The following is a 25904-nucleotide window of genomic DNA, read 5'->3' on the forward strand; positions in this document are numbered from 1 at the left end:
GGAGCGAGCCTGCTCGCGATGGACTCCCAGTCGACATCATCGTTGACTGACACTCCTTCGCGAGCGGGCTCGCTCTCACAGGTGGTTTGGAAATCAGGCAACCCAGGGAGATTTGCGGATGGCCTCGACAAAGTTCATCGGTCTGAACCCAGGCTCCTGATCCACCAACACATCCGTCTTCACGTTGCCGAACGTGGTCTGTGGACGATGGCGCAAGCCGTCGGCAAAGGCGCAGATGATGCACTCCTTGAACCCTTCGCCTCGTGGATGCGCATGCACCACGGCTTCGCGCTGCACGGGGTTAAAGGCCGCATAGTCCATCCCCAGCACGTCCATTTCTACACCGGCGGTCACCAGCGCGACGGTTGGCCGCAAATGTTGGGGCACGCCGGGTGTGGTGTGCAGGGCGATCGACAACCAGACTTGCTCGATATCGTCATCGCTGAGCCCGTAGAGCTTGAGGAACGCGGCCGCCGCATTGGCACCATCGACTTCGAAGCGTTCGTTGTCACTGCGGTAGCCTTCCACCAGGCCGAGGTCGTGGAACATCGCGCCGACGTACAACAGCTCAGGGTTGTAGGCCAGTCGCTTGCGTTCGCCGCTTAGCGCACCAAACAGAAACACCCGGCGCGAGTGGTGGTAGAGCAGGTCTGATTCGATGTCGCGGATGTATTCGGTGGTGGCTTTGGCCAAGGCGCTGTCAGGGATTTTGATGCCGGCAATGGTGGTGCTCATGGGAGTTCCCTCGTGATGAACGCCGTGGCGGCGCTGAGGGTTTCAGTCTGTTCGTCCACCCCGGAGCGAACAATCGATCCATGGCTGCGATCCCGGCCAATGAGCGTGCATATCGCGCCAACCTCGCTTGTTGGGTGTGGATTGGCTAAGTTTGCACACAGCCTCTGTAGGAGCGAGCTTGCTCGCGATGGACGTCAACGATGACGCGGGCTGTCTGGATAAACACAGCGCCCTCACGGCCATCGCGAGCAGGCTCGCTCCTACAGGAGACGGTGTGATCCGATCCATAGAAGGCAATTCACGTCATGAGTAAATCCGTTGCCATCGTGGTATTCGCCGGCGTGCAATCGCTGGACGTCACCGGTCCTATGGACGTGTTTTCCGAAGCCAATCGATTTCTCGCCCCTGAGGATCACTATCAGCTGCAAGTGATAGGCGTCGAGCGCGGCGCGATGGCGTGCTCCAACGGCCTGTCACTCAACGCCCATCGACATTTCAGCGAAGCATTGCAGGCCTGCGACTTGCTGTTGGTGGCGGGTGGACCTCAGTTGCCGTTCACGGATTTCGGTGCGGCCTTCAATGCCTGGCTGCACGATGCCTGCGGCCGGGCGCAACGTTTTGGCTCGATCTGCAATGGTGCATTCATGCTCGCCCGGGCGGGTTTGCTGGAGGGGCGGACCGTGACCACGCATTGGAGTGATGCCGCTGCGTTGGCGGCGCTTTGCCCAACGACTCGGGTCGAAGCCGATCGCTTGTACGTGCAGGATGCCGAGCTCTACACCTCGGCTGGCGTCACGGCGGGGATCGACTTGTCGTTGTACCTGCTGGGTCGCGACCATGGGCCGGAAGTGGCCTTGAGCGTGGCCAAACGACTGGTGGTGTTCACCCAGCGCTCGGGCGGCCAGTCGCAGTTCAGCCCGTTCCTGACGCCCCACGCCGAACCGACTTCGGCAGTGGCGATGGTGCAGCACTACGTGCTGGCCAACCTGACCGGCGACCTGACCATCGCCGATCTGGCCAATGCCGCCAACATGAGCGCGCGCAACTTTTCCAGGGTGTTTGCCAGGGAAGCGAAAATCACTCCGGCCGAATTCGTCGAGCGGGCCAGGGTAGACGCGGCGCGGGTGATGCTGGAAAGCACGGGTGCGCCGCTCAAGACAGTGGCCTATCAATGCGGCTTCCGCGATGCCCAGCACATGCGCAGTGTGTTCAACCGCAGGCTGGGGGTGACGCCGCAACAGTTCAGGCTGAACTTCGCGGCGATGGTTTGAGCCAGGATTTGCGCTCTTCTCGCGGGCCTCATCGCTAGCAGGCTAGCTCCCACAATGGATCTGCGTACACCGGACCAATGTGGGAGCTAGCCTGCTAGTGATGGGGCCAGTCCAGCCAAAACAAATTTACTGAGCACCCCGCGCCGGCAACAGCTTCAATGTACTGCGCGTATTGGCTGTCACCTCTTCATCATTGAGGTGCGCCTGGTAGTAAACCCCTTCGATATACGCCTCGGCCTGATCGTCATAGTGACGGTCGAACGGCACGCCGCTTTGGCCGACCGGGTTGACGGTCAGGCTGTGGGCCGGGTCGGCGAAGTCGATCAGGCGCCGGGTCGACGGGCCATAAGTCACCGGCCAGGGCGCCGGGCCGATCCTGGCCGACAGGTTGTTTGGCACTTCATGGCTGCCGGGGGCCGCGAACGGGCCGACATTGAAAATCAGGTCCAATGGTTTTTGCTGCCCCAACGGGTGGCCATGGGTCAGCGTATGAGCCTTGCCCCACTGCCATTGCGCGAAGTCCGGACCGAGGGTGGTCTTGAGGTGGGCGATGCTGGCCTGCCACGCAGCCTTGACGGTATCGGCCCGGGTTTCCTTGCCAAGCGTGTTGCGATTGTCCCACCAGGGTGAGTCGGGGCTGGCGGCCAGGCGTGGTAGCGCGGCGTCGATCACGCGGGTCGAAAGCAGTGTTTCGAAGAAGTCGTTGCCCAATTCATCGTGCATCGTCGCGTCAGCCAGATTGAACAGGAACTGGTTGAACAGCGTGGCGCTGGTGGATTCCAGCGGGTAGTCGCCCTTCCACTGGGCCAGTTGCTCCACCAGTTTCAGTTCGGCGGGATCGCTCACCACGGTGCGCAATACCGGCAGCAATGGCGCCAGGAGGCGAGGGCCGTAGGCGGTGGTGGTGCCCAGTTGCAGCTTCTGGCTGGATTCCAGGTCCCACTTGATGCCCTTGTCGCTGAGCTGTTGATTAAGCTGCTGACCACGGTCGGCGAGGTTGTAATAACCGGGAATCTCCATACCCGTCGGTGACACCGGCTGGAAGTTGGCCGAGACGATGTAGCCCCGCGCCGGATTCTCTTCCTGCGGGTTGGCGCTGAAGGGATAGAAACCGTCCTTGTCAGCATCAGCGGTGCTGCCGTCGAGGATAAAGCCGGGGCGCACACCTGCAGGGCGCTTGGGTAGCTGTGCGGCGGCCCACCAGCCGATGTCACCCTTGGCGTTGGCCCAGACGATGTTCAGGCCGGGTGCCTGGACCTTGGCGGCAGCGCTGCGGGCCTTGGCCAGGGTGTCGGCGCGATTGAGCTGATAGAAGCCCTCGAGGATCGGGTTCTGGCTTTCGAGAAAACCCCACCACATGGCGATCGGCGTCTTGCCCACGCCGCTGCCCAGCGCATCGTTGACGATCGGGCCGTGGGGCGACTGGCGCAACACCAGTGTGACCGGTGCCTGACCCTTGACCGCGATTTGCTGTTCGGTGGTCACCATGTCCACCCATTTGCCGCGATACCAGACCTGGTTGGGGTTATCCGGATTAACCTTCTCGGCAATCAGGTCGAGGTCATCGTTCTGGAACATGGTAATGCTCCAGCCGAAGTCACGGTTCATGCCCAGCGAGGCGAAGGGCATCAACGCCTGATAGTGGCCGTAGAGTTCGAAACCCGGCGCCGAGAGTTGCGCTTCGTACCACACCGATGGTGCGGAAAAGCGGATATGCGGGTCACCTGCCAGCAGCGGTTTGCCACTTTTGGTTCGGCTGCCGGCGACGACCCAGGCGTTGCTGCCTTCGAACTGCGGCAGGCCATTGTCGGCCAGTGCCTGTTCGCTGAGGCGGGCGAGGGCGTTCAGGTCTTTCCAGTCTGTACTGGCCAGCGACAGCGCCGTGCCATTGTGACGCTTCGCCAATACGCCCTTGGGCTGCCAGTCGAGATCGAAAATGTTCAGGTAGTCGGCGCCCAGTTGATCGCGCACGTAGGTCAGCAGGGGTTCGGTGCGAAACGCCGCGGCAAAACTGTAGGCCATGTAACCGGCGATGCTGATGGTGTCCAGGGCCGTGAACGGGCGCTTGGGGATGCCCAGTACATCGAACTCCACGGGTTTTGCGTGAGTGTCCTGATACTGGTTGATGCCATCCAGATAGGCCTGCATGGCGATGAAAGCGGGGGATTGTTTATCCAGGTTCGCGAGGTAGGTTTCGGCGCGCTCGCGAATGCGCAGGCTACGCATCAACTTGTCAGTGTCGAGCAGTTTCGGCCCCAGCACTTCGGCCAGCTCGCCACGGGCCAGGCGACGCAGGATTTCCATCTGGAACAGCCGGTCCTGGGCATGGACGTAGCCGAGGGCGCGGTACAGATCGGATTCATTTTCGGCGCGGATGTGCGGGATGCCACGTTCGTCGTAGCGCACCGTGACCGAACCTTGCAGGTGTTGCAGTTCCACCATGCCCTGGCGTGACGGCTGTTTGCTGTAGACGTACCAGCCGGCTCCAGCGGCAAGCACGACGATCAGCAAACCGAGTGCGGTCAGGCTACGTTTCATGGTGTCTCCTTGTTGTCATGTGTGAACAGCGATTCCCAGGTGCCACTGTTTAACATGGCAGGCCGGTTTGGCCCATCGCTCGTAGGAGGGATTCGTCTGGCCCTGTGTTTCCCTACTTTGCGGTATCGACGGGCCAGGGGCAGTAACAGCCCACCGCGAGCGTGTGCGTGGCACTCACTTCACGACCTTCGTTCAGTGCTTGCAGAATCGGTTCGATAAAGCTGTTGCTCGAGTTGCAGGTCAGGCCCTCGCTGTAGGGGCCGAAATACGCCAGTTTGCCGCTGCGATCCCAGATCGCCACGGCCGGGCTGGCAGGGATTTGCTCGGCACCGGGCAAAACCTCGATGCTTTTCAGGCGGCTCAAGGTGCCGGGTAGCTGGCCATGGCTGCCGGGCTTTTGAACCGAAAAAAACTCCACCCCCTGCGGTACGTAGCGCTCGACCAGTTCGGTCAGGTGTTGTTGATTGCCGACGTTGCACGGACAGGACGGGTCCCAGAAATGCACCAGGCGGATGGCGCCAGGGCCGGCGAGGTCAGCGGGAAGGCGCAGCGGATCACCGGAGAACAAGGCGGTGTGATCGCTGAACGCACGCAGGTAACGCCCCTGAAACCAGTCGTAAGCAGCCCACAGCACCCCGGCACACACGAGCGCTAGCAGGCTGACAAACAGGGTGGCGCGGACGGGCGAGCGCATGGGTTCACTCCTTGAAAGTCGGCTAGCTTGCCATGCTTGCTGCGACAGATGAATATCGCAGATCCATAAAGTCCGTTTCACGCTCTGGAATCATTCATGCCGGCCACCTTCGACCCTGATCACCTGCGCGCCAGCCTGCGTCCATTGGCCGAGAGGCAGCCGTTGTCAGCAGAGGCACAGGCTTATCAGCGGTTTTACGGGCTGGATTTTTCTACGCGCAATGTACGCAGCGGACTGGGGCGTTTTCAGGTCGATGGCTATGAAGTCGTCAGCCAGTTCTGGTGGCCCGAACGGGCGAAGGCGACGCTGTTTGTGTTTCATGGCTTTTATGACCACACCGGGCTTTATCGGCACGTGATCGAGTGGGCGCTGGATCAGGGGTTTGCCGTGATTGCCTGCGATTTGCCGGGGCATGGGTTGTCCAGCGGCGAGCGGGCGAGCATCAGGGATTTCGCCGAATACCAGGACACCCTGCAAGGGCTGTTCAACGAGGCGCAATCCCTGGAGCTGCCGCAACCTTGGCATTTGTGCGGGCAAAGCACCGGCGGCGCCATCGTGATCGATCATGTGCTGAATGCGGGGGCGAGCAGCCCGGCGCAGGGCCAGGTGATTCTGCTGGCACCGCTGGTGCGGCCGCGGGCGTGGGGTTGGTCGAAATTCAGCTATTACCTGCTCAAGCCTTTCGTCAAAGGCATTGCCCGACGCTTCAGCGAAAACTCCAACGACCCGGAATTTTTGCCCTTCCTGCAGGCCGATCCTTTGCAGCCACTGCGTCTGCCGACGGCTTGGGTGGGCGCGCTGGCACGCTGGATCAAACGCGTCGAAGCCGCACCGGCGAGCCCCCGGCGACCACTGATTGTGCAAGGCCAGGCGGACATGACCGTGGATTGGGAACATAACCTTGAGGTGTTGCGAGGCAAGTTTGATCGGCCGCAGGTGCTGATGCTGCCTGAGGCAAGGCATCATCTGGCGAATGAAGTGCCGGCGTTGCGAGGGGAGTACTTCGGGTTCTTGACCAGGCGGATCAAGGGCCGGAATGGTCAGTGACCATGCGTGCCCCATCGCGGGCAAGACCGATCCCACAGGAGTTGTGCCCTTTCAAAATGGACGAATGAGCTGTGGGAGCGAGCCTGCTCGCGATGGCGATGATCGGGCTCCCAAACATTACTGGGCCAGGTTCGACGTACTTTGCCCCACCGCCAGCCCCGCCCGAATCGCCGCCAGGGCCGCCTGGTAATAAGCCTTGCCCTCTGCCGACTCGGCAAATGTGGCGAACTCTTCCAGTTCTTCATCCGACAGGTCGCGGTAGACATACAGCAGGGTGTTGTTCAGGTCGCTGCCGATCTGCTCCATCAAGCGCTGGCGCTGTCCGTTCAACATGCCTTGCGCCTGGCCGGCGCCGAGCAGGCCGGGGATCATCGCGCTCAGGCTGTCGGCCGCGACACCGGCAATCGCCAGGCTGACTTCCGCACCGGCCTCGCGAGCGGGCAGGGCCTGGGCCAGGTGACCGATGATCAACAGGCGGCTGTCGCTGGCCTGCATCTTCGGCAAGCCCTTGGCGTTTTTCGCCAGTTGATCGCGGCGGGTCGCCAGCAATTCGGCGGCCACGATCTTCTTGCCCAGGGGCGACTGGAAGAAGTTCAGTGCCGGTTTCGGATCGGCGAGGTTCTTGCGCAGTTGCGATTCGGCGCGCTGGTCCACGGCTTTGGGGTCAAAGCGCTGATTGCTGTTGTTGACCAGTGCCTGGAACACGGCGGGAGGCAGGCTGCTCTGGTAGCGCTGCTGGGCGGCTGAAAGGGCATCGTTGAAATGCGCGCGTTGTTCTGGCCAGCCGGCGACCTTGTACAACTGGTCATGGCCGTCTGCCCAAGCGGGCAAAACGCAGAACATCAGCAGGGAGAAAAGCAAACGGCGCATAGGGACTCCTGTCAGCAGGCGACTATTCTCCGTGTGGCATACGGACTTGTCGAGAATTCGTATCAACCCGCTGCGTGGCTCTGTCGGATTTTCAGGCGCAGGAATACTATGCGCGCCATGCAAATACCTTCTGATCACCCGTTGCTGTTACGAATCGTCGATGACCTGGCCGCCAATGGCTGGTCGCAGCAGAATATTTTCCTGCCTCTGGATCTGACCCGAGCACTGGCGGCCGAGTGCCGTAAACGTGCTGCCGAGGGTGAACTGGCCCCGGCTGCGGTAGGGCGCGGGCCCACCTCGGAGATTCGCGAGGGCATTCGCGGCGATCATATCCAGTGGATCGAGCCCGGTCAGGCCGAGGCTTGCGACAGCTATCTGGGATTGATGGACAGCCTGCGCGAGGCCATGAACCGCGATCTGTTCCTGGGCCTGGAAGATTTCGAAAGCCATTTCGCGATGTACCCGCCGGGGGCGTTCTACCTCCAGCACGTCGACCGGTTTCGCGATGACGACCGACGCATGGTCTCGGCGGTGGTCTACCTCAACGACGCCTGGCTGCCTGAACACGGTGGTCAGTTGCGCATGTACCTGGATGAAGGTGCGGCATACGATGTGATACCGACCGGGGGCTGCCTGGTGGTCTTCCTGTCGGGCGAAGTTCCCCATGAAGTGTTGCCTGCGACCCGCGAGCGCCTGTCGCTGACCGGATGGTTCCGGCGTCGCGGCAACGAGCCTTTCTGATCATGCAGAAAATTCTGGTAAGCCGCTGTCTGCTGGGGCATCGCGTTCGTTACGACGGCGGGGCCAGCGGGCCGTTCGATCCGCTTCAGGCATGGCTCGACGAAGGCCGCGTCGTGCCGTTGTGCCCGGAGGTCGCCGGAGGATTGCCGACGCCACGGGCCGCTGCCGAAATTCCCGGTGGGCAGGGTGGTGAGGTGCTGGATGGCCAGGCATCGGTGCTGACGACCGAGGGTGAGGACGTCAGCGCTCAGTTCCTGAGTGGTGCCCGTCAGGCACTGGAACTGGTGCAACAGCACGGCATCCGCATTGCCATCCTCAAGGCCAACAGCCCGTCCTGCGGCAATCTGCTGACCTATGACGGCACGTTCAGTGGGGTGAAGGTCAGTGGCGAAGGCGTGACGGCTGCACTGCTCAAGCGCCACGGCGTGCAAGTCTTCAGCGAGCTGGAGCTGGCTGAAGCGGCGGCAGCCCTCGCGGCGCTGAACCGACCCCTGTAGGAACTGGCCTGTCGGATCGCCGCATCGCAGCGATGGTCGTCAACGATAACGCGTGTGAGCTGGGTAAACGCGGCGCACTGGAGTCCTTCGCGCGCAAGCTCGCTCCTGCAGAGTCATTGTTTCAGCGTTGCACCCGCATCTGCCCCAAACCACTTCTCCTCCAGCGCCTGAAGCCGGCCATCGGCCTTGATCCGCTGCAATGCGTTTTCCAGGCTGGCATGAAATGCCGGATTGCCCTTCTGAAACGGAATCGCCAGGTTCACGGGCGAACGGGTTTTCGGCTTCTCTTCTGTCAGTGATTGCACCAGCAGCATTGAGCGTGGCTCGTCCTTCTGCGCGATCAATTGTGCATCGGCGCGACTGTAAGGTTCGCTGAAGTCGAAACGTTCCTTGAGCGCCGGGGTCTCTGTTATGTGATTGATGGCGATGTCGTACTTGCCGCTTTCGACACCGGTCAGCAAATCGCTGCCGTCGGTGACGACGAAGTCAGCCCGAACATCCAGTTCGTCGGCGAGCAGTTGACCCAATTCAACTTCGAAGCCCTCAAGCTTGTCGTCTTTCTTGAAATTGAAAAGGGGTGTATTAGCTTCAAGGGCTATGCGCAGTTCACCGCGGTCGTTTACGTCATCAATCAGTTCGGCATGAGCCAAAGGGCTCAGAAGGGGTAGCAGGCAGATCAGGCCAGGCAGAAAGCGCATGGTCACTCCTTTGAATTTTTTATGGCGACCCTCTGATTCAGGCTCGCTTTGCTATGGTTGTCGAGTGCCTTCGACAACGATTGACCATGAAGTTGTGATGGTCATGCGGATTTTACGGAAAAACTGGAGAAGAGAATGAAAACCTTTATGTCACGTGCTGCTTTGGCTGGCCTGCTGATGGGCGTTTCTGTGCTGGCCAGCGCGGCCACAATGGCACCCGAGGGTGCAGTAGTGTCCATTGTTTCTCCCGCGGACGGTGCCACGGTTCCGCAAACTGTCGTTGTCAAATTCGCTGTCGAGAACATCGCGCTGGCGCCAGCAGGCGATACCACCAAGAACACGGGCCACCATCACTTGTTGATCGATGTCGACAAACTGCCGGCGGCGGGCGCGCCGATTCCCAACGATGCCAACCACCTGCACTTCGGCAAGGCACAGACCCAGGCTGAAATAACCCTGACACCGGGCAAACACACTCTTCAGCTGGAATTGGGCGACAGCGGCCATATGCCGTTCGACCCGCCGATCGTCTCGAAGAAGATCACCGTCAATGTGAAATAAAAAAAGGGAGCCCGCTTCGCTGGGGCTCCCTTTTTTATAGCTGCAAGCTTCAAGCTATAAGCCTCAAGTAAAAGCAGAGGCGAACGCTACTTGCCGCTTGAAGCTTACAGGTTGTAGCTGCCGTTAGAACAACACGCGGCTACGGATGGTGCCGTTGACGTGTTGAAGCTTCTCTTGCGCCAGTTCCGAGTACTCGGCGTCTACGTCGATAACCACGTAGCCGACTTTCTCGTTGGTCTGCAGGAACTGACCGGAAATGTTGATGCCGTTTTCGGCGAAGACCTTGTTGATCTCGCTCATCACACCCGGAATGTTCTCGTGGATGTGCAACAGGCGGTGCTTGCCAGGGTGAGCCGGCAGGGCCACTTCCGGGAAGTTCACGGACGATACCGAGGTGCCGTTGTCGCTGTACTTGACCAGTTTTTCTGCCACTTCCAGACCGATGTTGGCTTGCGCCTCGGCGGTGGAACCACCGATGTGCGGGGTCAGGATCACGTTGTCCAGGCCACGCAGCGGGCTTTCGAACTCTTCGTCGTTGGAGCGTGGCTCCACCGGGAATACGTCGATGGCAGCGCCGATCAGGTGCTTGTCCTTGATGGCGGCGGCCAGGTGGTCCAGTTCGACCACGGTGCCGCGCGCGGCGTTGATCAGGATGCCGCCCTTCTTGATGGCGCGGATTTCCTTCTCGCCGATCATCCACTGGGTCGCAGCGGTTTCCGGCACGTGCAGGGTCACGATGTCGGACATGCCCAGCAGCTCGTTCAGGCTGCCGACCTGGGTGGCGTTACCCAATGGCAGCTTGGTCACGGTGTCGTAGAAGTACACCTGCATGCCCAGGCCTTCAGCCAGGACCGACAGTTGAGTACCGATCGAGCCGTAGCCGACGATGCCCAGCTTCTTGCCACGGATTTCGAAGGAGTTGGCCGCGCTCTTGATCCAGCCGCCACGGTGGCAGGAAGCGTTCTTCTCAGGGATACCGCGCAGTAACAGGATCGCCTCGGCCAGCACCAGCTCGGCAACGGAACGCGTGTTGGAGTACGGTGCGTTGAACACAGCGATACCGCGCTCGCGGGCCGCGTCCAGGTCGACCTGGTTGGTGCCGATGCAGAAACACCCTACAGCCACGAGCTTTTTCGCGTGATCGAAGATCTCTTCGGTCAGTTGAGTGCGCGAGCGAATGCCGATGAAGTGAGCATCTGCGATCTTTTCCTTGAGCTGGGCTTCCGGCAGAGAACCTGTGAGGTACTCGATGCTGGTGTAGCCCGCCGCCTTGAGGACGTCGACAGCCGATTGGTGGACGCCTTCGAGAAGAAGGAACTTGATCTTGCTCTTATCGAGAGAAGTCTTGCTCATCTGCGTAAACCTGTATCCCGGAGATAAATGGCAGGAGATAGCCAGCAGACGCTGACCCGGACGGCAGGAAAGCCGTCGCCGCAGAACAGCCGTTGGGCACTATGCTGCGGGGTCGGTATGCTAGCATATGCGCCCCGCTAAACACTCATTCCTGCGACGTGAAGCGTTCTCAGGATGACCATGAATTGTTCGAGAGTTCTGTCGATGACCAATCCTGCCCTGATTGATGAGCTGAAGACCCTGGTTGAGCCCGGCAAGGTGCTGACCGATGCCGACTCCCTGAATGCTTACGGTAAGGATTGGACCAAGCATTTTGCCCCGGCCCCGACCGCCATCGTGTTCCCGAAGACCACCGAACAGGTCCAGGCCATTGTCCTGTGGGCCAATAAACACAAGGTGGCACTGGTGCCATCCGGTGGCCGTACCGGGCTTTCCGCCGCCGCCGTGGCCGCTAATGGCGAAGTGGTCGTGTCATTCGACTACATGAACCAGATTCTCGATGTGAACCTCACCGACCGCACCGCCGTGTGTCAGCCGGGCGTGGTGACCGAGCATTTGCAGAACGTGGCCGAAGAAAACGGCCTGTATTACCCGGTGGACTTCGCTTCAGCAGGTTCGAGTCAGATTGGCGGCAATATCGGCACCAATGCCGGCGGGATCAAGGTGATTCGCTACGGCATGACCCGTAACTGGGTGGCCGGCATGAAAGTGGTCACCGGCAAGGGCGACGTGCTGGAGCTCAACCGCGACCTGATCAAGAACGCCACCGGCTACGACATGCGTCAGCTGTTCATCGGCGCCGAGGGCACCCTCGGATTTGTGGTCGAAGCGACCATGCGTCTGGATCGGGCACCTAAAAATCTCACCGCGATGGTCCTCGGCACAGCCGATTTCGACTCGATCATGCCGGTGCTGCACGCGTTCCAGAGCAAGCTCGACCTGACCGCCTTCGAATTCTTCTCCGATAAAGCCCTGGCCAAAGTCATGGCCCGTGGCGACGTGCCGGCGCCGTTCGAATCCGATTGCCCGTTCTACGCACTGCTCGAATTTGAAGCGACGACCGAAGAAGTGGCCAATCACGCGCTGGAAACCTTCGAACACTGCGTCGAGCAGGGCTGGGTGCTGGACGGCGTGATGAGCCAAAGCGAAACCCAGCTGCAGAATTTGTGGAAACTGCGCGAATACATCTCCGAAACCATTTCCCACTGGACGCCATACAAAAACGACATTTCGGTCACTGTGTCGAAAGTCCCGGCGTTCCTGAAGGAAATTGACGCGATCGTCGGCGAACACTACCCGGATTTCGAAATCGTCTGGTTCGGTCACATCGGTGACGGCAACCTGCACCTGAATATCCTGAAGCCGGACAACCTGAGCAAGGACGAGTTCTTCGCCAAGTGCGCGACCGTCAACAAGTGGGTATTCGAAACCGTCGAGAAGTACAACGGTTCGATCTCTGCCGAACACGGTGTTGGCATGACCAAGCGCGATTACTTGACCTACAGCCGTTCCCCGGTTGAGATCGAGTACATGAAAGCCGTCAAAGCGGTGTTCGACCCGAACGGCATCATGAACCCGGGCAAGATTTTCGCTGTTTGATTTTCGAATTCAAGCGCTACGAACCAGGAGTCGGTCCATGAGCTATCAGCACCAGTATGTCGACGGTACGCGTATTCATTTCCCGCTGGGGAAAGTGGTGTGCATCGGCCGTAACTACGCGGAACACGCCAAGGAACTGGATAACCCGGTCCCGACCGAGCCATTGCTGTTCATCAAACCGGGCAGTTGCGTGGTGCCTCTGGAAGGTGGTTTCAGCATTCCGGCCGATCGTGGTTCGGTGCATTACGAGGCGGAAATCGCGGTGTTGATCGGCAAGCCATTGTCGACCAAGCCAAGCCGTGAAGAAGTGCTCGACGCCATCTCCGGTTTCGCCCCGGCCCTGGACCTGACCCTGCGCGACAAGCAGGCCGAGCTGAAATCCAAGGGCCTGCCCTGGGAAATCGCCAAGTCCTTCGATGGCGCGGCGGTGATTGCGCCGTTCGTATCCGGCAGCACCTTCGCTGATCTCACCGACATCGGTATTCGCCTGACCATCAACGGCGAAGTTCGTCAGGATGGCAACAGCAGTGCGATGCTCAACCCGATCGTGCCGATGATCCAGCACATGGCTGGCTGCTTCTCGCTGCAGGCCGGTGATGTGATCCTCACTGGCACGCCAGTGGGCGTGGGGCCGTTGAATGTCGGCGATGAGATTGTCCTGGAGCTGCCGGGCGCGAGCCGCTTCACCAGCAACGTTCGTTAGTCGAGACACCGCTGAACCCTGTGGGGGCGAGCTTGCTTGCTCCCACAGGGCGTTCCCGCCATTTCCCGTTTTTTTCACATTCTGTCTGGATAATTCCAGGGTTTCGGCGTTTGAGCCGATCCCAACTGTGCTATTACCCATAGCCTGAATTTCTGGATGCATTCTCCGATGGCTACCCAACCGCTGCTCACGCCGAAACCTGCCCGTCGTTCGCGCTTCGCCATGCGTTGGTATTCCTGGCTTTTGCTGGTCGTCGTCGCCGCTTACGGCCTCGCGTTTGCCATGCATTGGGACAATCGTGGCGTGTTGTGGGTGCGCGAGCAGTTCAAGAGCCCGGCCGAGCGCCAGGCGAGCGTCTGGCTGCCGGATTATCGCGCGGTGATCGACGCCAAGCCCCTGCCGGGTATGGAAAAGGACGAAGCGTCGGACCTGGCCTACGATCCGCAGACCAAAACCCTGTTTTCGGTCATGGGCAAAAACCCGTTTCTGGTCGAGTTGACGTTGCAGGGCGATGTGTTGCGCAAAATGCCGCTGGTGGGCTGGAGCAATCCGGAAGGCGTCACGGTGCTGGGTAACGGCTTGCTGGCCATTGTTGATGAGCGCTCGCACCTGATAACCATCGTCAAGGTCGATGCCGACACCCGCGAGCTGAACATCGCCAACTTCCCGAAATACGACCTCGGGCCGTCGAAAGACCAGAACAAGGCGTTCGAAGGGGTCACCTGGGACTCGCGCAATCAGCAATTGATGCTGGGCGAAGAGCGCCCGCCAGCATTGTTTACCTGGAAAGGCGACGGCAAGGTGCTGACCGGAGACAAGGTCAAGCTTGCCAGTCATGCACTGGACATGCGCAATCTCTCGGCCCTGGCCATCGATCCACGGACCGGGCACATGCTGGTACTGTCCGCCGATTCCCACCTGTTGCTGGAGCTGGATAAAAAGGGCGCGCAGGTCAGCTTCATTGCCCTGCTGGGTGGTTTCAATGGCCTGAAAAACACCATTCCCCGCGCTGAAGGCGTGACCATGGACGAGGCCGGCACGCTGTACATGGTGAGTGAGCCCAACCTGTTTTACCGCTTCGAAAAACAACGCTGATCAATGGCTGTCCCTGCATTGTTTTTCAGCGCTTATGACCTTTAAGCTTGAATTCAGACAGGCGTGATATTTCATCCGCCTGTTTTGATTTCGAGCTGCCTGAATGCGTCGACTTGCCCGCCCCAAACCATTGATAGTGATGCTCTCGGTGATTGTGCTGATCGTGTTGTCTGCGATTGGCCAGTACCTGCGCCTGTTCGAGCGCGCCTGGTTCAACCTGAACACGCTTTGGCAGCCGATGAATGCGCAATCCATTGGCCTGGAGCGCTATCAGGTGGTGCTGGAGGGGCAAGTCATCGAAGGCCTGGATGACGATGTTTCGGCGTTGACCTTCGACCCGGTACGCAAAAGCCTGTTCACCGTGACCAATAAAAACGCCGAGCTGATCGAGCTGTCCCTGGACGGCAAAATTTTGCGTCGCGTGGCATTGATCGGCTTCGGCGATCCGGAGGCCGTTGAGTTCATCAGCGCCGACACCTACGTGATCACTGACGAACGCCAGCAGCGCCTGATCAAGATTCACCTGGAGCAGGGCGCTACCTTCCTCGATGCGGCGGACGCCGAACAGATGACGCTTGGCGTGCACATGAGCGGCAACAAGGGGTTTGAAGGGTTGGCATACGACTCGGTGGGCAAGCGCCTGTTTGTCGCCAAGGAGCGCGACCCGATGTTGATCTACGAAGTGCACGGGTTTCCGCATTTCAACCCGGAAAAATCCTACGCGGTGCATGTCATCAACAATCCCAGGCGTGATGCCGGGATGTTCGTGCGGGACCTGTCGAGCCTGCAATATGACGAGCGCAGTGGCCACCTGTTGGCGCTGTCCGACGAGTCGAGGCTGATTCTTGAGCTGGATGTGGACGGTCGACCGCTGAGCACCCTGTCGCTGAACAAGGGTCGGCAGGGGTTGCAAAAGACCGTTCCGCAAGCGGAGGGGATCGCCATGGACGACGACGGCACGATGTATCTGGTGAGCGAGCCGAACTTGTTCTACGTCTTCAAGAAGCCGCCGCAGCCTTGACCAGCACTGCAAAATCAATGTGGGAGCGAGCCTGCTCGCGATTTCGGTCCATCATTCAACATCTGAGTCGACTGATCAGGCCTGATCGCGAGCAGGCTCGCTCACACAGTTTTTGTGTCTGGCTTACTCGGCGCGCAGGGTCTTCACGCCTTCACTGGTCCCCAGCAACAGCAAATCCGCAGGGCGCGCAGCGAACAGGCCATTGGTGACCACACCGACAATCGCGTTGATCTGCTTTTCCAGTTCCACCGGGTTGGTGATCTGCATGTTGTAGACGTCGAGGATGATATTGCCGTTGTCGGTCAGTACGCCTTCACGATAGACCGGGTCGCCGCCGAGCTTCACCAGTTCACGGGCCACGTGGCTGCGGGCCATCGGGATCACTTCCACTGGCAGTGGGAAGTTGCCCAGAACCGGCACCAGCTTGCTGGCATCGGCGATGCAGATGAAGGTCTTGGCCACGGCCGCGACGATCTTCTCGCGGGTCAAGGCTGCGCCACCGCCCTTGATCAGGTGCAGGTGTTCATCGCTTTCATCGGCGCCGTCGACGTAGAACTCCAGGTCGCTGACGGTATTGAGCTCGTACACCGGAATGCCATGACCCTTGAGACGGGCGGCCGTGGCTTCGGAGCTGGCAACCGCGCCGTCGAATGCGCCCTTGTGCTGGGCCAGGGCGTCGATGAAGCAGTTGGCGGTGGAGCCGGTGCCGACCCCGACGATGCTCTTGTCATCGAGTTTCGGAAGGATGAAGTCGACGGCGGCCTGAGCCACTGCCTGTTTGAGTTGATCCTGGGTCATGCGGGCTCCGAGGTGCCGAAGAGGGGAAACGAAAGGCCAGCATTATAGGCCTTGGGAGCGGGGCAGGTCATTGCCCGATTGGCGGGTCAGATGCGCGCCCAATTACTGCAGGAGCGAGCTTGCTCGCGATGGTCGTGAACGATAACGCGTAAAACCTGATGCCCCGCGGTGCCGTTGGTTTTTTCGCGAGCAAGCTCGCTCCTACGGGGAGTGATCTCTTTCGGGTGACTTAAAACCACCGGTTTAGTGTGGTCGTCTGCCCAAAAGCCGGGTTAGACTCCGTGGTCCTGCCCAACCCGCTCAGTGATGCTTTCCGATGCTTGAACAGTACGTCAAAAAGATCCTCACCTCGCGCGTTTATGACGTTGCCGTAGAAACTCCATTGCAGACTGCCCGTCAGCTCTCCGAGCGGCTGGGCAACAGTATTTTGCTCAAGCGCGAAGACTTGCAGCCGGTGTTCTCGTTCAAGATTCGCGGCGCTTACAACAAGCTGACCCAATTGAGCGATGAAGAGCGCGCCCGTGGCGTGGTCACCGCTTCGGCGGGCAACCATGCGCAAGGCTTGGCCCTGGCGGCCAAGGTGTTGGGCGTGAAAGCGACCATCGTGATGCCCAAGACCACTCCCGAGATCAAGGTCGAAGGCGTGCGCTCCCGTGGCGGCAAAGTGGTGCTGCACGGCGATTCGTTCCCGGAAGCCCTGGCCTATTCGCTGAAACTGGTCGATGAAAAAGGCTACGTCTATATCCACCCTTACGACGATCCCCACACCATTGCCGGGCAGGGCACGGTGGCCATGGAGATTCTGCGCCAGCATCCAGGGCGCCTGGACGCGATTTTCGTCCCGGTGGGCGGTGGCGGGCTGATCGCCGGTATCGCGGCTTACGTGAAATACCTGCGTCCCGAAATCAAGATCATCGGCGTCGAGCCGGACGACTCCAACTGCCTGCAGGCCGCCATGGCGGCCGGTGAGCGCGTTGTGCTGCCGACCGTGGGCATCTTCGCCGACGGCGTCGCGGTGGCCCAGATCGGCCAGTACACCTTTGATATCTGCAAAGACCATGTCGATGAAGTGATTACCGTCAGCACCGACGAAATCTGCGCCGCGATCAAGGATATCTACGACGATACCCGCTCGATCACCGAACCTGCCGGCGCCTTGGGCGTGGCGGGGATCAAGAAGTACGTCGAGCAGCACGGCGTCACCGGGCACACCTTCGTGGCCATCGATTCCGGCGCCAACGTCAACTTCGATCGTTTGCGCCACGTGGCCGAGCGCGCCGAGCTGGGTGAGGGTCGCGAAGCCATCATCGCCGTGACCATTCCCGAAAAGCCGGGCAGCTTCAAGGCGTTCTGCGAAGCCATCGGCAAGCGCCAGATCACCGAATTCAACTACCGCTACAACACCGGCAGCGAGGCGCACATCTTCGTTGGCGTGCAGACGCACCCGGAAACCGACCCGCGCAGTGCGCTGATTGCCAGCCTCAGCGAGCAAGGCTTCCCGGTGATCGACCTGACCGACAACGAACTGGCCAAGTTGCACATTCGCCACATGGTCGGCGGCCGCGCGGCCCAGGTGGTCGATGAAGTGATCCTGCGCTTCGAATTCCCTGAGCGTCCGGGTGCATTGTTCAACTTCCTCAGCAAGCTCGGCGGGCGCTGGAACATTTCGATGTTCCACTACCGCAACCATGGCGCGGCGGACGGCCGTGTGGTTGCCGGGCTGCAGGTGCCTCACGATGAGCGTCATCTGGTGCCTGCGGCGCTTGAGGAAATCGGCTACCCGTACTGGGACGAAAGTGACAACCCGGCCTATAAGCTGTTTCTCGGCTGAACGGCTACGCTGATGGGCAAGTCATAAGGAAATCGAGCCATGGAAACGTTGACTGCCCTGAAAGCGGCGCACTTGGTGGCGACAGTCGTGTTGCTGCTGGGTGCATTGGGCTTGGGGATCTGGGTCTGGCGGGCCCGGCGCAACGGTGATGCGACGGCGGCAAGTCGCACCCTGCAAAGGCCGCGGGTGTTTGTCTGGCTGTTGATGGGGCTGGCGCTACTGAGCATGCCGTTTACCGGCTGGTGGATGGTCCACCTGGTGGGCTGGCCGCTGGGGCAAACCTGGCTGCTGGCGTCGAGCGTGCTCTACACCGTGGCGGCGCTGGCGTGGTTCTGGCTGCTGGCGCGCCTGAACAGGCTGCGCAAGACGCCGGGTGGCGTAGGGAAATTCACCTTTGCCCTGGCATTGTTCAGTTTTGTCTGTTTTATCGCCATTGCCGGATTGATGGGCGCCAAGCCAGTGTAGGGGCGAGCCTGCTCGCGAAAACGGGGCATCAGGTGCCCCGCGTTTTCGTTAACGACCATCGCGAGCAGGCTCGCTCCTACAGTGGGGTCATCAGTCAGTCGCGCAGACTGATGACCGGCCAGCCACGCTTTTGGGCTTCAGCATGGAGGTTGGGGTCCGGATCGACGGCCACCGGATTCGCCACCTGCTCCAGCAACGCCAGATCATTCATCGAGTCGCTATAGAAGTAGCTGTCTTCCAGCGAATGCCCAGTCTCCTCCAGCCAACGATTCAATCGCGTCACCTTGCCTTCACGGAAGCACGGCACGTCTGTGCTGCGTCCGGTGTAACGGCCGTCGACCATCTCGCACTCGGTGGCGATCAGGGTTTCCACGCCCAGGCGTGCGGCAATCGGTCCGGTCACGAAGCGATTGGTGGCGGTGATGATCACCAACTTGTCGCCGGCTTCGCGGTGCCTGCCCAGCAGTTCAATCGCCTTGGGCAGTACGATCGGCTCGATGCAATCGCGCATGTAGTCGTTGTGCCATTGATCCAGCGTGGCCATTTCGGTGCGGCCGAGGACCTCGAGACAGAAATTCAGGTAGGCGTCGTTATCCAGCTTGCCAGCCAGATAATCCTGATAGAACTCGTCGTTGCGTGTCTTGTAGGCCACGGCGTCGAGGAAGCCGCGCTCACACAGGTAATCGCCCCACGCGTGGTCGCTGTCGCCGCCCAGAAGGGTGTTGTCCAAGTCGAATAAAGCCAGCCGCATTGCAGTTACTCGCTGAAAAGTCTGTAGAAAGGCGTCCAGAATACGGACTTTTCACAAGAGTGCACATAAGGTAGGCCGGCGCGTTGCTGCCTTCACGACCTTTGTGGAACAATGCGACGACATGCGTTTGCGAGGTTGTTGCCGTGATCGACCCCGATGGTTTCCGTCCTAATGTCGGGATCATTCTCACGAATGATGCCGGACAGGTGCTATGGGCTCGCCGTATCAATCAAGATGCCTGGCAGTTTCCCCAAGGTGGAATCAACCCCCAGGAGACGCCGGAAGACGCCTTGTACCGCGAGTTGAACGAAGAAGTGGGCCTGGAGCGCGAAGATGTTGAAATTCTCGCCTGCACCCGGGGCTGGTTGCGCTATCGTTTGCCGCAACGTCTGGTCAGGACCCACAGCCAACCGCTGTGCATCGGCCAGAAGCAGAAATGGTTTCTCCTGCGCCTGATCTCCAACGAGCAGCGGGTGCGGATGGATTTGACCGGTAAACCGGAGTTCGATGGCTGGCGCTGGGTCAGCTATTGGTATCCGTTGGGCCAGGTTGTGACATTCAAGCGCGAGGTGTATCGACGCGCCCTCAAAGAGCTTGCCCCGCGCCTTTTAGCGCGCGACTGACGACGGAGTTCGACCCCGAGCCATGCTCAATACGCTGCGCAAGATCGTCCAGGAAGTTAACTCCGCCAAGGATCTCAAGGCGGCGTTGGGGATTATTGTGTTGCGCGTCAAAGAGGCCATGGGCAGCCAGGTCTGCTCGGTCTACCTGCTTGACCCCGAGACCAACCGTTTCGTGCTGATGGCCACCGAGGGCTTGAACAAGCGCTCGATCGGCAAGGTCAGCATGGCGCCCAATGAAGGTCTGGTCGGCCTGGTCGGCACGCGTGAAGAACCCCTGAACCTCGAAAATGCCGCGGATCACCCGCGCTATCGCTATTTCGCCGAAACCGGCGAAGAGCGCTACGCCTCGTTCCTCGGGGCGCCGATCATCCACCACCGTCGCGTCGTCGGCGTGTTGGTCATTCAGCAAAAAGAACGCCGCCAGTTCGATGAGGGTGAAGAAGCCTTCCTCGTGACCATGAGTGCGCAGCTCGCCGGTGTTATCGCCCACGCCGAGGCCACCGGTTCGATCCGTGGCCTGGGCCGTCAGGGCAAAGGCATTCAGGAAGCCAAGTTCGTCGGCGTACCGGGTTCGCCGGGCGCGGCGGTCGGTACGGCAGTGGTCATGCTGCCTCCGGCCGATCTGGATGTGGTGCCCGACAAAACCATCATCGACATCGACGCCGAGCTGGGGCTTTTCAAGACCGCGATCGAAGGTGTGCGCGCCGACATGCGCGCATTGTCCGCCAAGCTCGCCACCCAGTTGCGTCCCGAAGAGCGCGCCCTGTTCGACGTCTACCTGATGATGCTCGACGACGCGGCGCTCGGCAGTGAAGTGACCACCGTGATCAAGACCGGTCAGTGGGCCCAGGGCGCGTTGCGTCAGGTGGTCACCGATCACGTCAACCGTTTCGAGTTGATGGACGACGCCTACCTGCGTGAGCGCGCCTCGGACGTCAAGGACCTGGGCCGGCGCTTGCTCGCTTACCTGCAGGAAGAGCGTCAGCAAACCCTGGTCTACCCCGACAACACCATTCTGGTCAGCGAAGAACTGACGCCGGCCATGCTCGGCGAGGTGCCGGAAGGCAAGCTGGCGGGTCTGGTCTCGGTACTCGGTTCGGGTAACTCCCACGTGGCGATCCTGGCGCGCGCCATGGGTATCCCGACGGTGATGGGCCTGGTCGACCTGCCGTACTCCAAGGTCGACGGCATCCAGATGATCGTCGACGGCTACCACGGCGAGGTCTACACCAACCCGAGCGACGTGCTGCGCAAGCAGTTCGCCGATGTGGTCGAGGAAGAGAAACAACTGGCACTGGGCCTCGATGCCCTGCGCGATCTGCCGTGCGTGACGGTTGATGGCCACCGCATGCCGCTGTGGGTCAACACCGGCCTGCTGGCCGATGTGGCGCGAGCACAGAAGCGCGGGGCCGAAGGCGTTGGCCTGTACCGCACCGAAGTGCCGTTCATGATCAACCAGCGCTTCCCCAGCGAAAAAGAACAACTGGCGATCTACCGCGAGCAACTCGCTGCGTTCCATCCGCAACCGGTGACCATGCGCAGCCTCGACATCGGCGGCGACAAGGCGCTGTCGTACTTCCCGATCAAGGAAGACAACCCGTTCCTCGGCTGGCGCGGCATTCGCGTGACGCTCGACCACCCGGAAATCTTCCTGGTCCAGACCCGCGCCATGCTCAAGGCCAGCGAAGGCTTGAACAACCTGCGAATTCTGCTGCCGATGATCTCCGGCACCCATGAACTCGAAGAAGCCCTTCACCTGATTCACCGGGCCTGGGGTGAAGTGCGCGACGAAGGCACCGACGTGCCGATGCCGCCCATTGGCGTGATGATCGAGATACCCGCGGCGGTCTACCAGACCAGGGAACTGGCGCGGCAGGTGGACTTCCTGTCTGTCGGCTCCAACGACCTGACCCAGTACCTGCTGGCCGTGGACCGTAACAACCCACGGGTGGCCGATCTCTACGACTACCTGCACCCGGCGGTACTGCAAGCACTGCAAAACGTGGTGCGCGATGCCCATGCCGAAGGCAAGCCTGTGAGTATCTGCGGTGAGATGGCCGGTGACCCGGCGGCGGCGGTGCTGTTGATGGCCATGGGTTTCGACAGCCTGTCGATGAACGCCACCAACTTGCCGAAAGTGAAGTGGATGCTGCGCCAGATCAACCTGAGCAAGGCCAAGGAATTGCTGGCCGAGCTGATGACCATCGACAACCCGCAAGTGATCCACAGCTCGCTGCAACTGGCGCTGAAGAACCTTGGGTTGTCGCGGATGATCAATCCGGCGTCGGTCAAAACCCTCTGAAACACTGACCGCCCCATCGCGAGCAAGCTCGCTCCCACACTGGATCTGCGAACGACGCAAATCCCTTGTGGGAGCGAGCTTGCTCGCGATGGGGCCTGTCCATGCAATACAAAATTAAAGCCTGATCTCTATCTCGCCCAAATGTCCGCCATAGGGCCCGAAACTCCTTTCGACCAAATGCCGCGAACCGTCCGCGTGCACAATCAGCGCCGTACTCGCCCGAGTGCCGTAACTCTGGCTGGCAATGAACACGCTCGACAGCAACGTCTCGGTGGCCAGTCCCACCCCGGTATCCGGCAGCTCGGCAAAGGGCGCCGTTTGCGGATCGCTCAACAAGTTCAACAATGCTTGAGGCTGGGGATCATCCAGTACTTTGCCCAGGGCCGCTTTCGCCTTGATCAGCTTCGGCCACGGTGTATCCAGACTGGCATTCGACACCCCGTAGATTCCCGGTTGCAGCAGGACGGCTTCCGACTCTCGGGCATTGAAATGCCACAGCTCGTGCAGGTTGCCCACCAGCAGGTTAAAGCCGCCATATTCCGGCGAACGTGCGACAACGTCGTCTAAATAGTCATCAATCGGCAGTTCGCCGGTGAGAAAGCGCGCCACCAGTTCACCGCGGGATCGGCGGCCGGGTGGTCGATGCGGATCGCGGATATTGGTCAGCGCGGCAAAGCGCCCGTTGGCGCCAATGCCGAGCCAGGTTCCACCCGCCTCCAGGTCACGTCCGGCGTGAACCTGCGGTGTTTCGGACCACTGCGCCAGCGGCAGGCTGGGGCGGGCGTAAAATTCGTCGCGGTTGGCCGCCACGATCAATGGCTGGGCATGACCCGGGCGCCAGGCGAAAACAATCAGGCACATAAGGTGGTCCTTGTGTGTTTTTTGCTCACTCTACGCAGTCATCGTGCGGGTATCCATCGCCATCCAGTGGAGCCGGGGGCCATGCATCCGTTACCATGCCGCTCCGGTTTTGGGGTTGGGTGGTGAAGCACCATGGAATTTCTGCTCTATCTGGCGCTTGGCGCCTGTGCCGGCGTGCTGGCCGGGCTGTTTGGCGTCGGCGGCGGGATCATTATCGTCCCGGTGCTGGTCTTTAGTTTCAAGGCGCAAGGGTTCGATCCGTCGATCCTCACGCACCTGGCAGTCGGCACGTCCCTGGCGACCATCATTTTTACTTCGGTCAACGCCATTCGCGAGCATCACCGACGTGGCGCCGTGCGTTGGCCGATTTTCGTCTGGCTGACCGTTGGCATCCTGATCGGCGCCGGTTTCGGCGCAGTGACCGCCGAAGCGATCTCCGGGCCAAACCTGCAAAAGATCATTGGCGTGTTCGCCCTGGTCATCGCTGCGCAACTGGCGCTTGACCTCAAACCCAAGGCCAGCCGAACGGTGCCGGGTAAATTCGGTCTGACCGTGGCCGGCAGTGTGATCGGCTGGGCGTCAGCGATTTTCGGGATTGGCGGCGGTTCGCTGACCGTGCCGTTCCTGACCTGGCGCAGTGTACCGATGCAGCAAGCGGTGGCCACGTCATCGGCCTGCGGCTTGCCGATTGCGTTGTCCAGTGCATTATTTTTCATGATTCTGGGCTGGCACGATCCATTGCTGCCGGCCCATAGTCTCGGTTTTGTTTATTTGCCGGCGTTGTTGGGCATTGCCCTGACCAGCATGTTCTTCGCCCGTATCGGCGCGCGATTGGCCCACAAGCTGTCGCCCAAGTTGCTGAAAAGGCTGTTTGCCGCTTTGCTGTTCTGCGTCGGCCTGAACTTCTTGCTCTGACACCCGGCGCAATCCTGGCTTAATCCTGAGGTGGCAGCGTCGCCCGGGAATTTTTGAGATTTGAACTCTAACGAGGAGTCGCAATGCTGCCTTACCCGCAGATCGACCCGGTGGCCCTGGCCATCGGTCCGCTGAAAATCCACTGGTACGGTCTGATGTACCTGATCGGCATCGGCGGTGCCTGGCTGCTGGCGTCCCGCCGGTTGAACCGCTTCGACCCGACCTGGACCAAGGAAAAACTCTCCGACATGGTGTTCTGGATGTCGATGGGGGTGATCGTCGGCGGCCGCCTCGGTTACGTGCTGTTCTACGATCTGAGTGCGTACCTGGCCAACCCGACGCTGATTTTCGAGGTGTGGAAGGGCGGCATGTCGTTCCACGGCGGCTTCATCGGGGTGATGCTGGCGGCCTTGTGGTTCGGTAAAAAGAACAACAAGTCGTTCTTCCAGTTGATGGACTTCGTCGCCCCCATGGTGCCGATCGGCCTGGGTGCCGGGCGCATCGGCAACTTCATCAATGCCGAGCTGTGGGGCAAGCCGACCGACGTGCCGTGGGCGATGATCTTCCCGCCGTTCAGCGATCCCGACCAATTGCCCCGTCATCCTTCACAGCTGTATCAGTTCGCTCTCGAAGGTGTGGCGTTATTCGTCATTCTTTGGTTGTTCTCACGTAAGCCACGGCCGACCATGGCGGTGTCCGGAATGTTCTCGCTGTTCTACGGGATTTTCCGTTTTATCGTCGAGTTCGTCCGAGTCCCAGATAAGCAACTCAAGTATCTCGCTTGGGACTGGCTGACTATGGGTCAATTACTTTGCGTGCCGATGATCATCGGCGGCCTATTCCTGCTCTGGTTGGCATACCACCGCGCTCCGGCAGCCCCGGTCACTCCGGCGTCTTGAGTGCTGCGCTACAAATTCGAACCCCGCAGCGACGGCTGCGGGTTCAAGGACACAGGTAACTCATGAAGCAATATCTCGAACTGGTCGCCCACGTCATCAAGAACGGCACCAAACAGGCCAACCGCACGGGCGTGAACACCATCAGCTTTCCTGGCGCGATGCTGCGTTATGACCTCAAGGAAGGTTTCCCGGCGATCACCACGCGCAAGATGGCCTTCAAATCCGCCATCGGCGAGATGTGTGGCTTCCTGCGTGGCGTGAACAACGCGGCAGAATTCCGCGCCCTGGGCTGCAAGGTCTGGGACCAGAACGCCAACGAAAACGCCCAGTGGCTGGCCAACCCGTTCCGTCAGGGCGAAGACGACCTCGGCGAGATCTATGGCGTGCAATGGCGCAAGTGGCCGGCGTACAAACAGATCCCGGTCAACAACCAGGCGGCCATCGAGCAGACCCTGAAACAAGGCTACCGCCAGATCGCCGAAGGCGAAGAAGACGGCCAGGCCTATGTGGTGCTGTACAAAGCCATCGACCAGATTCGTCAATGCGTCGACACCATCATCAAGGACCCGGGCAGCCGCCGCATCCTGTTCCACGGCTGGAACGTCGCCCAACTCGATGAAATGGCCCTGCCGCCGTGCCACCTGCTGTACCAGTTCCACCCGAATGTCGAGACCAAAGAGATTTCCTTGACCCTCTACATCCGCTCCAACGATCTGGGCCTGGGCACGCCGTTCAACCTCACCGAAGGCGCCGCGCTGCTGAGCCTGATCGGTCGCCTGACCGGCTACACGCCGCGTTGGTTCACCTATTTCATCGGTGACGCCCACGTCTACGAAAACCACCTGGACATGCTCAACGAGCAGCTCAAGCGCGAGCCGTTCCCGATGCCGAAACTGGTGATCAGTGATCGTGTGCCGGCGTTTGCCAAGACGGGTGTCTACCAGCCGGAGTGGCTGGAGTTGGTCGAGCCGAGCGATTTCTCGCTGGAAGGCTACGAGCACCATCCGCCGATGACGGCGCCGATGGCGGTCTGAAG

The 25904-nt window shown here is 60.4% G+C and carries 25 protein-coding genes; 16 read left to right on the forward strand and 9 right to left on the reverse strand.

What is annotated here, in order from left to right; translation table 11 throughout:
- Nucleotides 1-93: 93 nt before the first annotated feature.
- Nucleotides 94-735, reverse strand: a complete 642-nt coding sequence (locus tag ACX3YD_RS00540; RefSeq protein ID WP_458959050.1) for an HD domain-containing protein — start codon at nt 733-735, stop codon at nt 94-96.
- A gap of 305 nt (nt 736-1040) precedes the next feature.
- On the opposite strand from ACX3YD_RS00540, the gene ACX3YD_RS00545 reads away from it, so the two are divergent.
- On the forward strand, nt 1041-2006 hold the full coding sequence (locus tag ACX3YD_RS00545; protein ID WP_458959051.1) for a GlxA family transcriptional regulator: 966 nt from the start codon (nt 1041-1043) through the stop codon (nt 2004-2006).
- A 126-nt stretch (nt 2007-2132) separates the two neighbouring features.
- Here the strand turns inward: ACX3YD_RS00545 and ACX3YD_RS00550 are convergent, their stop codons facing one another.
- Both ACX3YD_RS00550 and ACX3YD_RS00555 read right to left on the reverse strand, forming a co-directional pair.
- Nucleotides 2133-4544 (reverse strand): penicillin acylase family protein, encoded by a 2412-nt coding sequence (locus ACX3YD_RS00550; RefSeq protein ID WP_458959052.1) that lies wholly within the window; start codon nt 4542-4544, stop codon nt 2133-2135.
- Between the two features lie 112 nt (nt 4545-4656).
- On the reverse strand, nt 4657-5238 hold the full coding sequence (locus tag ACX3YD_RS00555) for a DUF6436 domain-containing protein (protein WP_103402859.1): 582 nt from the start codon (nt 5236-5238) through the stop codon (nt 4657-4659).
- 96 nt (nt 5239-5334) lie between these two features.
- Here ACX3YD_RS00555 and bipL point away from each other — a divergent pair, with 96 nt between their 5' ends.
- Nucleotides 5335-6285: a phospholipase BipL gene (gene bipL / locus ACX3YD_RS00560; protein WP_458959053.1), complete on the forward strand. Its 951-nt coding sequence runs from the start codon at nt 5335-5337 to the stop codon at nt 6283-6285.
- Between the two features lie 117 nt (nt 6286-6402).
- Here bipL and ACX3YD_RS00565 read toward each other — a convergent pair whose 3' ends face one another.
- Nucleotides 6403-7155 (reverse strand): DUF2059 domain-containing protein, encoded by a 753-nt coding sequence (locus tag ACX3YD_RS00565; protein ID WP_047534682.1) that lies wholly within the window; start codon nt 7153-7155, stop codon nt 6403-6405.
- Between the two features lie 108 nt (nt 7156-7263).
- Here ACX3YD_RS00565 and ACX3YD_RS00570 point away from each other — a divergent pair, with 108 nt between their 5' ends.
- Both ACX3YD_RS00570 and ACX3YD_RS00575 read left to right on the forward strand, forming a co-directional pair.
- Complete coding sequence (locus ACX3YD_RS00570; RefSeq protein ID WP_103402857.1) at nt 7264-7896, forward strand: 2OG-Fe(II) oxygenase; 633 nt, start codon at nt 7264-7266, stop codon at nt 7894-7896.
- A gap of 2 nt (nt 7897-7898) precedes the next feature.
- Nucleotides 7899-8393, forward strand: a complete 495-nt coding sequence (locus ACX3YD_RS00575; protein ID WP_103402856.1) for a 2-thiouracil desulfurase family protein — start codon at nt 7899-7901, stop codon at nt 8391-8393.
- Nucleotides 8394-8506: 113 nt separating this feature from the next.
- Here the strand turns inward: ACX3YD_RS00575 and ACX3YD_RS00580 are convergent, their stop codons facing one another.
- Nucleotides 8507-9091, reverse strand: a complete 585-nt coding sequence (locus ACX3YD_RS00580; protein WP_458959054.1) for a transporter substrate-binding domain-containing protein — start codon at nt 9089-9091, stop codon at nt 8507-8509.
- A 135-nt stretch (nt 9092-9226) separates the two neighbouring features.
- Here ACX3YD_RS00580 and ACX3YD_RS00585 point away from each other — a divergent pair, with 135 nt between their 5' ends.
- Nucleotides 9227-9652: a DUF4399 domain-containing protein gene (locus tag ACX3YD_RS00585; protein WP_047534675.1), complete on the forward strand. Its 426-nt coding sequence runs from the start codon at nt 9227-9229 to the stop codon at nt 9650-9652.
- Nucleotides 9653-9775: 123 nt separating this feature from the next.
- On the opposite strand, the gene serA is transcribed toward ACX3YD_RS00585, so the two are convergent.
- A complete protein-coding gene (gene serA / locus ACX3YD_RS00590) occupies nt 9776-11005 on the reverse strand; it encodes a phosphoglycerate dehydrogenase (RefSeq protein WP_047534672.1) in 1230 nt (409 codons plus the stop codon).
- 204 nt (nt 11006-11209) lie between these two features.
- Here serA and ACX3YD_RS00595 point away from each other — a divergent pair, with 204 nt between their 5' ends.
- From ACX3YD_RS00595 to ACX3YD_RS00610, 4 genes are all read left to right on the forward strand, one after another.
- A complete protein-coding gene (locus ACX3YD_RS00595; protein WP_103402854.1) occupies nt 11210-12604 on the forward strand; it encodes an FAD-binding oxidoreductase in 1395 nt (464 codons plus the stop codon).
- Nucleotides 12605-12641: 37 nt separating this feature from the next.
- Nucleotides 12642-13307: a fumarylacetoacetate hydrolase family protein gene (locus tag ACX3YD_RS00600; RefSeq protein WP_458959055.1), complete on the forward strand. Its 666-nt coding sequence runs from the start codon at nt 12642-12644 to the stop codon at nt 13305-13307.
- 168 nt (nt 13308-13475) lie between these two features.
- On the forward strand, nt 13476-14402 hold the full coding sequence (locus ACX3YD_RS00605) for an SdiA-regulated domain-containing protein (RefSeq protein WP_458959056.1): 927 nt from the start codon (nt 13476-13478) through the stop codon (nt 14400-14402).
- A gap of 103 nt (nt 14403-14505) precedes the next feature.
- Complete coding sequence (locus ACX3YD_RS00610) at nt 14506-15423, forward strand: SdiA-regulated domain-containing protein (protein WP_103402852.1); 918 nt, start codon at nt 14506-14508, stop codon at nt 15421-15423.
- Between the two features lie 123 nt (nt 15424-15546).
- On the opposite strand, the gene rpiA is transcribed toward ACX3YD_RS00610, so the two are convergent.
- On the reverse strand, nt 15547-16221 hold the full coding sequence (gene rpiA, locus ACX3YD_RS00615; RefSeq protein ID WP_103402850.1) for a ribose-5-phosphate isomerase RpiA: 675 nt from the start codon (nt 16219-16221) through the stop codon (nt 15547-15549).
- 316 nt (nt 16222-16537) lie between these two features.
- On the opposite strand from rpiA, the gene ilvA reads away from it, so the two are divergent.
- Both ilvA and ACX3YD_RS00625 read left to right on the forward strand, forming a co-directional pair.
- On the forward strand, nt 16538-18052 hold the full coding sequence (gene ilvA / locus ACX3YD_RS00620) for a threonine ammonia-lyase, biosynthetic (protein ID WP_090466510.1): 1515 nt from the start codon (nt 16538-16540) through the stop codon (nt 18050-18052).
- A gap of 39 nt (nt 18053-18091) precedes the next feature.
- The gene (locus tag ACX3YD_RS00625) at nt 18092-18517 is read left to right on the forward strand and encodes a DUF2269 domain-containing protein (RefSeq protein WP_458959057.1); all 426 of its coding nucleotides are present in this window, start codon (nt 18092-18094) and stop codon (nt 18515-18517) included.
- 94 nt (nt 18518-18611) lie between these two features.
- On the opposite strand, the gene ACX3YD_RS00630 is transcribed toward ACX3YD_RS00625, so the two are convergent.
- Entirely contained in the window at nt 18612-19268 is a 657-nt protein-coding gene (locus tag ACX3YD_RS00630; RefSeq protein ID WP_458959058.1) for a histidinol-phosphatase, read from the reverse strand.
- Between the two features lie 143 nt (nt 19269-19411).
- Between ACX3YD_RS00630 and ACX3YD_RS00635 the strand changes: the two genes are divergently transcribed.
- Nucleotides 19412-19891 carry an RNA pyrophosphohydrolase gene (locus ACX3YD_RS00635; RefSeq protein WP_007897732.1) on the forward strand — a complete coding sequence of 160 codons (480 nt, stop codon included), beginning with the start codon at nt 19412-19414 and terminating at the stop codon, nt 19889-19891.
- Nucleotides 19892-19913: 22 nt separating this feature from the next.
- Nucleotides 19914-22193 carry a phosphoenolpyruvate--protein phosphotransferase gene (gene ptsP / locus ACX3YD_RS00640; RefSeq protein ID WP_103402847.1) on the forward strand — a complete coding sequence of 760 codons (2280 nt, stop codon included), beginning with the start codon at nt 19914-19916 and terminating at the stop codon, nt 22191-22193.
- A gap of 114 nt (nt 22194-22307) precedes the next feature.
- On the opposite strand, the gene ACX3YD_RS00645 is transcribed toward ptsP, so the two are convergent.
- A complete protein-coding gene (locus tag ACX3YD_RS00645; protein WP_458959059.1) occupies nt 22308-23054 on the reverse strand; it encodes an NRDE family protein in 747 nt (248 codons plus the stop codon).
- A gap of 132 nt (nt 23055-23186) precedes the next feature.
- Between ACX3YD_RS00645 and ACX3YD_RS00650 the strand changes: the two genes are divergently transcribed.
- The 3 genes from ACX3YD_RS00650 to ACX3YD_RS00660 all read left to right on the forward strand — a co-directional run bounded on the left by ACX3YD_RS00650 (nt 23187) and on the right by ACX3YD_RS00660 (nt 25902).
- The gene (locus ACX3YD_RS00650; protein ID WP_103402845.1) at nt 23187-23969 is read left to right on the forward strand and encodes a sulfite exporter TauE/SafE family protein; all 783 of its coding nucleotides are present in this window, start codon (nt 23187-23189) and stop codon (nt 23967-23969) included.
- Between the two features lie 83 nt (nt 23970-24052).
- Nucleotides 24053-24868 carry a prolipoprotein diacylglyceryl transferase gene (gene lgt, locus ACX3YD_RS00655; RefSeq protein WP_458959060.1) on the forward strand — a complete coding sequence of 272 codons (816 nt, stop codon included), beginning with the start codon at nt 24053-24055 and terminating at the stop codon, nt 24866-24868.
- Nucleotides 24869-24930: 62 nt separating this feature from the next.
- Nucleotides 24931-25902, forward strand: a complete 972-nt coding sequence (locus ACX3YD_RS00660) for a thymidylate synthase (protein ID WP_458959061.1) — start codon at nt 24931-24933, stop codon at nt 25900-25902.
- Nucleotides 25903-25904 lie beyond the last annotated feature (2 nt).

Source organism: Pseudomonas fluorescens group sp. PF-1, from assembly GCF_054481335.1.

Bases quoted from the DNA above. Each gene is read 5' to 3' on its own strand.
- ACX3YD_RS00540 (WP_458959050.1), bottom strand. From the start codon at position 735: ATGAGCACCACCATTGCCGGCATCAAAATCCCTGACAGCGCCTTGGCC.
- ACX3YD_RS00545 (WP_458959051.1), top strand. From the start codon at position 1,041: ATGAGTAAATCCGTTGCCATCGTGGTATTCGCCGGCGTGCAATCGCTG.
- ACX3YD_RS00550 (WP_458959052.1), bottom strand. From the start codon at position 4,544: ATGAAACGTAGCCTGACCGCACTCGGTTTGCTGATCGTCGTGCTTGCC.
- ACX3YD_RS00555 (WP_103402859.1), bottom strand. From the start codon at position 5,238: ATGCGCTCGCCCGTCCGCGCCACCCTGTTTGTCAGCCTGCTAGCGCTC.
- bipL (WP_458959053.1), top strand. From the start codon at position 5,335: ATGCCGGCCACCTTCGACCCTGATCACCTGCGCGCCAGCCTGCGTCCA.
- ACX3YD_RS00565 (WP_047534682.1), bottom strand. From the start codon at position 7,155: ATGCGCCGTTTGCTTTTCTCCCTGCTGATGTTCTGCGTTTTGCCCGCT.
- ACX3YD_RS00570 (WP_103402857.1), top strand. From the start codon at position 7,264: ATGCGCGCCATGCAAATACCTTCTGATCACCCGTTGCTGTTACGAATC.
- ACX3YD_RS00575 (WP_103402856.1), top strand. From the start codon at position 7,899: ATGCAGAAAATTCTGGTAAGCCGCTGTCTGCTGGGGCATCGCGTTCGT.
- ACX3YD_RS00580 (WP_458959054.1), bottom strand. From the start codon at position 9,091: ATGCGCTTTCTGCCTGGCCTGATCTGCCTGCTACCCCTTCTGAGCCCT.
- ACX3YD_RS00585 (WP_047534675.1), top strand. From the start codon at position 9,227: ATGAAAACCTTTATGTCACGTGCTGCTTTGGCTGGCCTGCTGATGGGC.
- serA (WP_047534672.1), bottom strand. From the start codon at position 11,005: ATGAGCAAGACTTCTCTCGATAAGAGCAAGATCAAGTTCCTTCTTCTC.
- ACX3YD_RS00595 (WP_103402854.1), top strand. From the start codon at position 11,210: ATGACCAATCCTGCCCTGATTGATGAGCTGAAGACCCTGGTTGAGCCC.
- ACX3YD_RS00600 (WP_458959055.1), top strand. From the start codon at position 12,642: ATGAGCTATCAGCACCAGTATGTCGACGGTACGCGTATTCATTTCCCG.
- ACX3YD_RS00605 (WP_458959056.1), top strand. From the start codon at position 13,476: ATGGCTACCCAACCGCTGCTCACGCCGAAACCTGCCCGTCGTTCGCGC.
- ACX3YD_RS00610 (WP_103402852.1), top strand. From the start codon at position 14,506: ATGCGTCGACTTGCCCGCCCCAAACCATTGATAGTGATGCTCTCGGTG.
- rpiA (WP_103402850.1), bottom strand. From the start codon at position 16,221: ATGACCCAGGATCAACTCAAACAGGCAGTGGCTCAGGCCGCCGTCGAC.
- ilvA (WP_090466510.1), top strand. From the start codon at position 16,538: ATGCTTGAACAGTACGTCAAAAAGATCCTCACCTCGCGCGTTTATGAC.
- ACX3YD_RS00625 (WP_458959057.1), top strand. From the start codon at position 18,092: ATGGAAACGTTGACTGCCCTGAAAGCGGCGCACTTGGTGGCGACAGTC.
- ACX3YD_RS00630 (WP_458959058.1), bottom strand. From the start codon at position 19,268: ATGCGGCTGGCTTTATTCGACTTGGACAACACCCTTCTGGGCGGCGAC.
- ptsP (WP_103402847.1), top strand. From the start codon at position 19,914: ATGCTCAATACGCTGCGCAAGATCGTCCAGGAAGTTAACTCCGCCAAG.
- ACX3YD_RS00645 (WP_458959059.1), bottom strand. From the start codon at position 23,054: ATGTGCCTGATTGTTTTCGCCTGGCGCCCGGGTCATGCCCAGCCATTG.
- ACX3YD_RS00650 (WP_103402845.1), top strand. From the start codon at position 23,187: ATGGAATTTCTGCTCTATCTGGCGCTTGGCGCCTGTGCCGGCGTGCTG.
- lgt (WP_458959060.1), top strand. From the start codon at position 24,053: ATGCTGCCTTACCCGCAGATCGACCCGGTGGCCCTGGCCATCGGTCCG.
- ACX3YD_RS00660 (WP_458959061.1), top strand. From the start codon at position 24,931: ATGAAGCAATATCTCGAACTGGTCGCCCACGTCATCAAGAACGGCACC.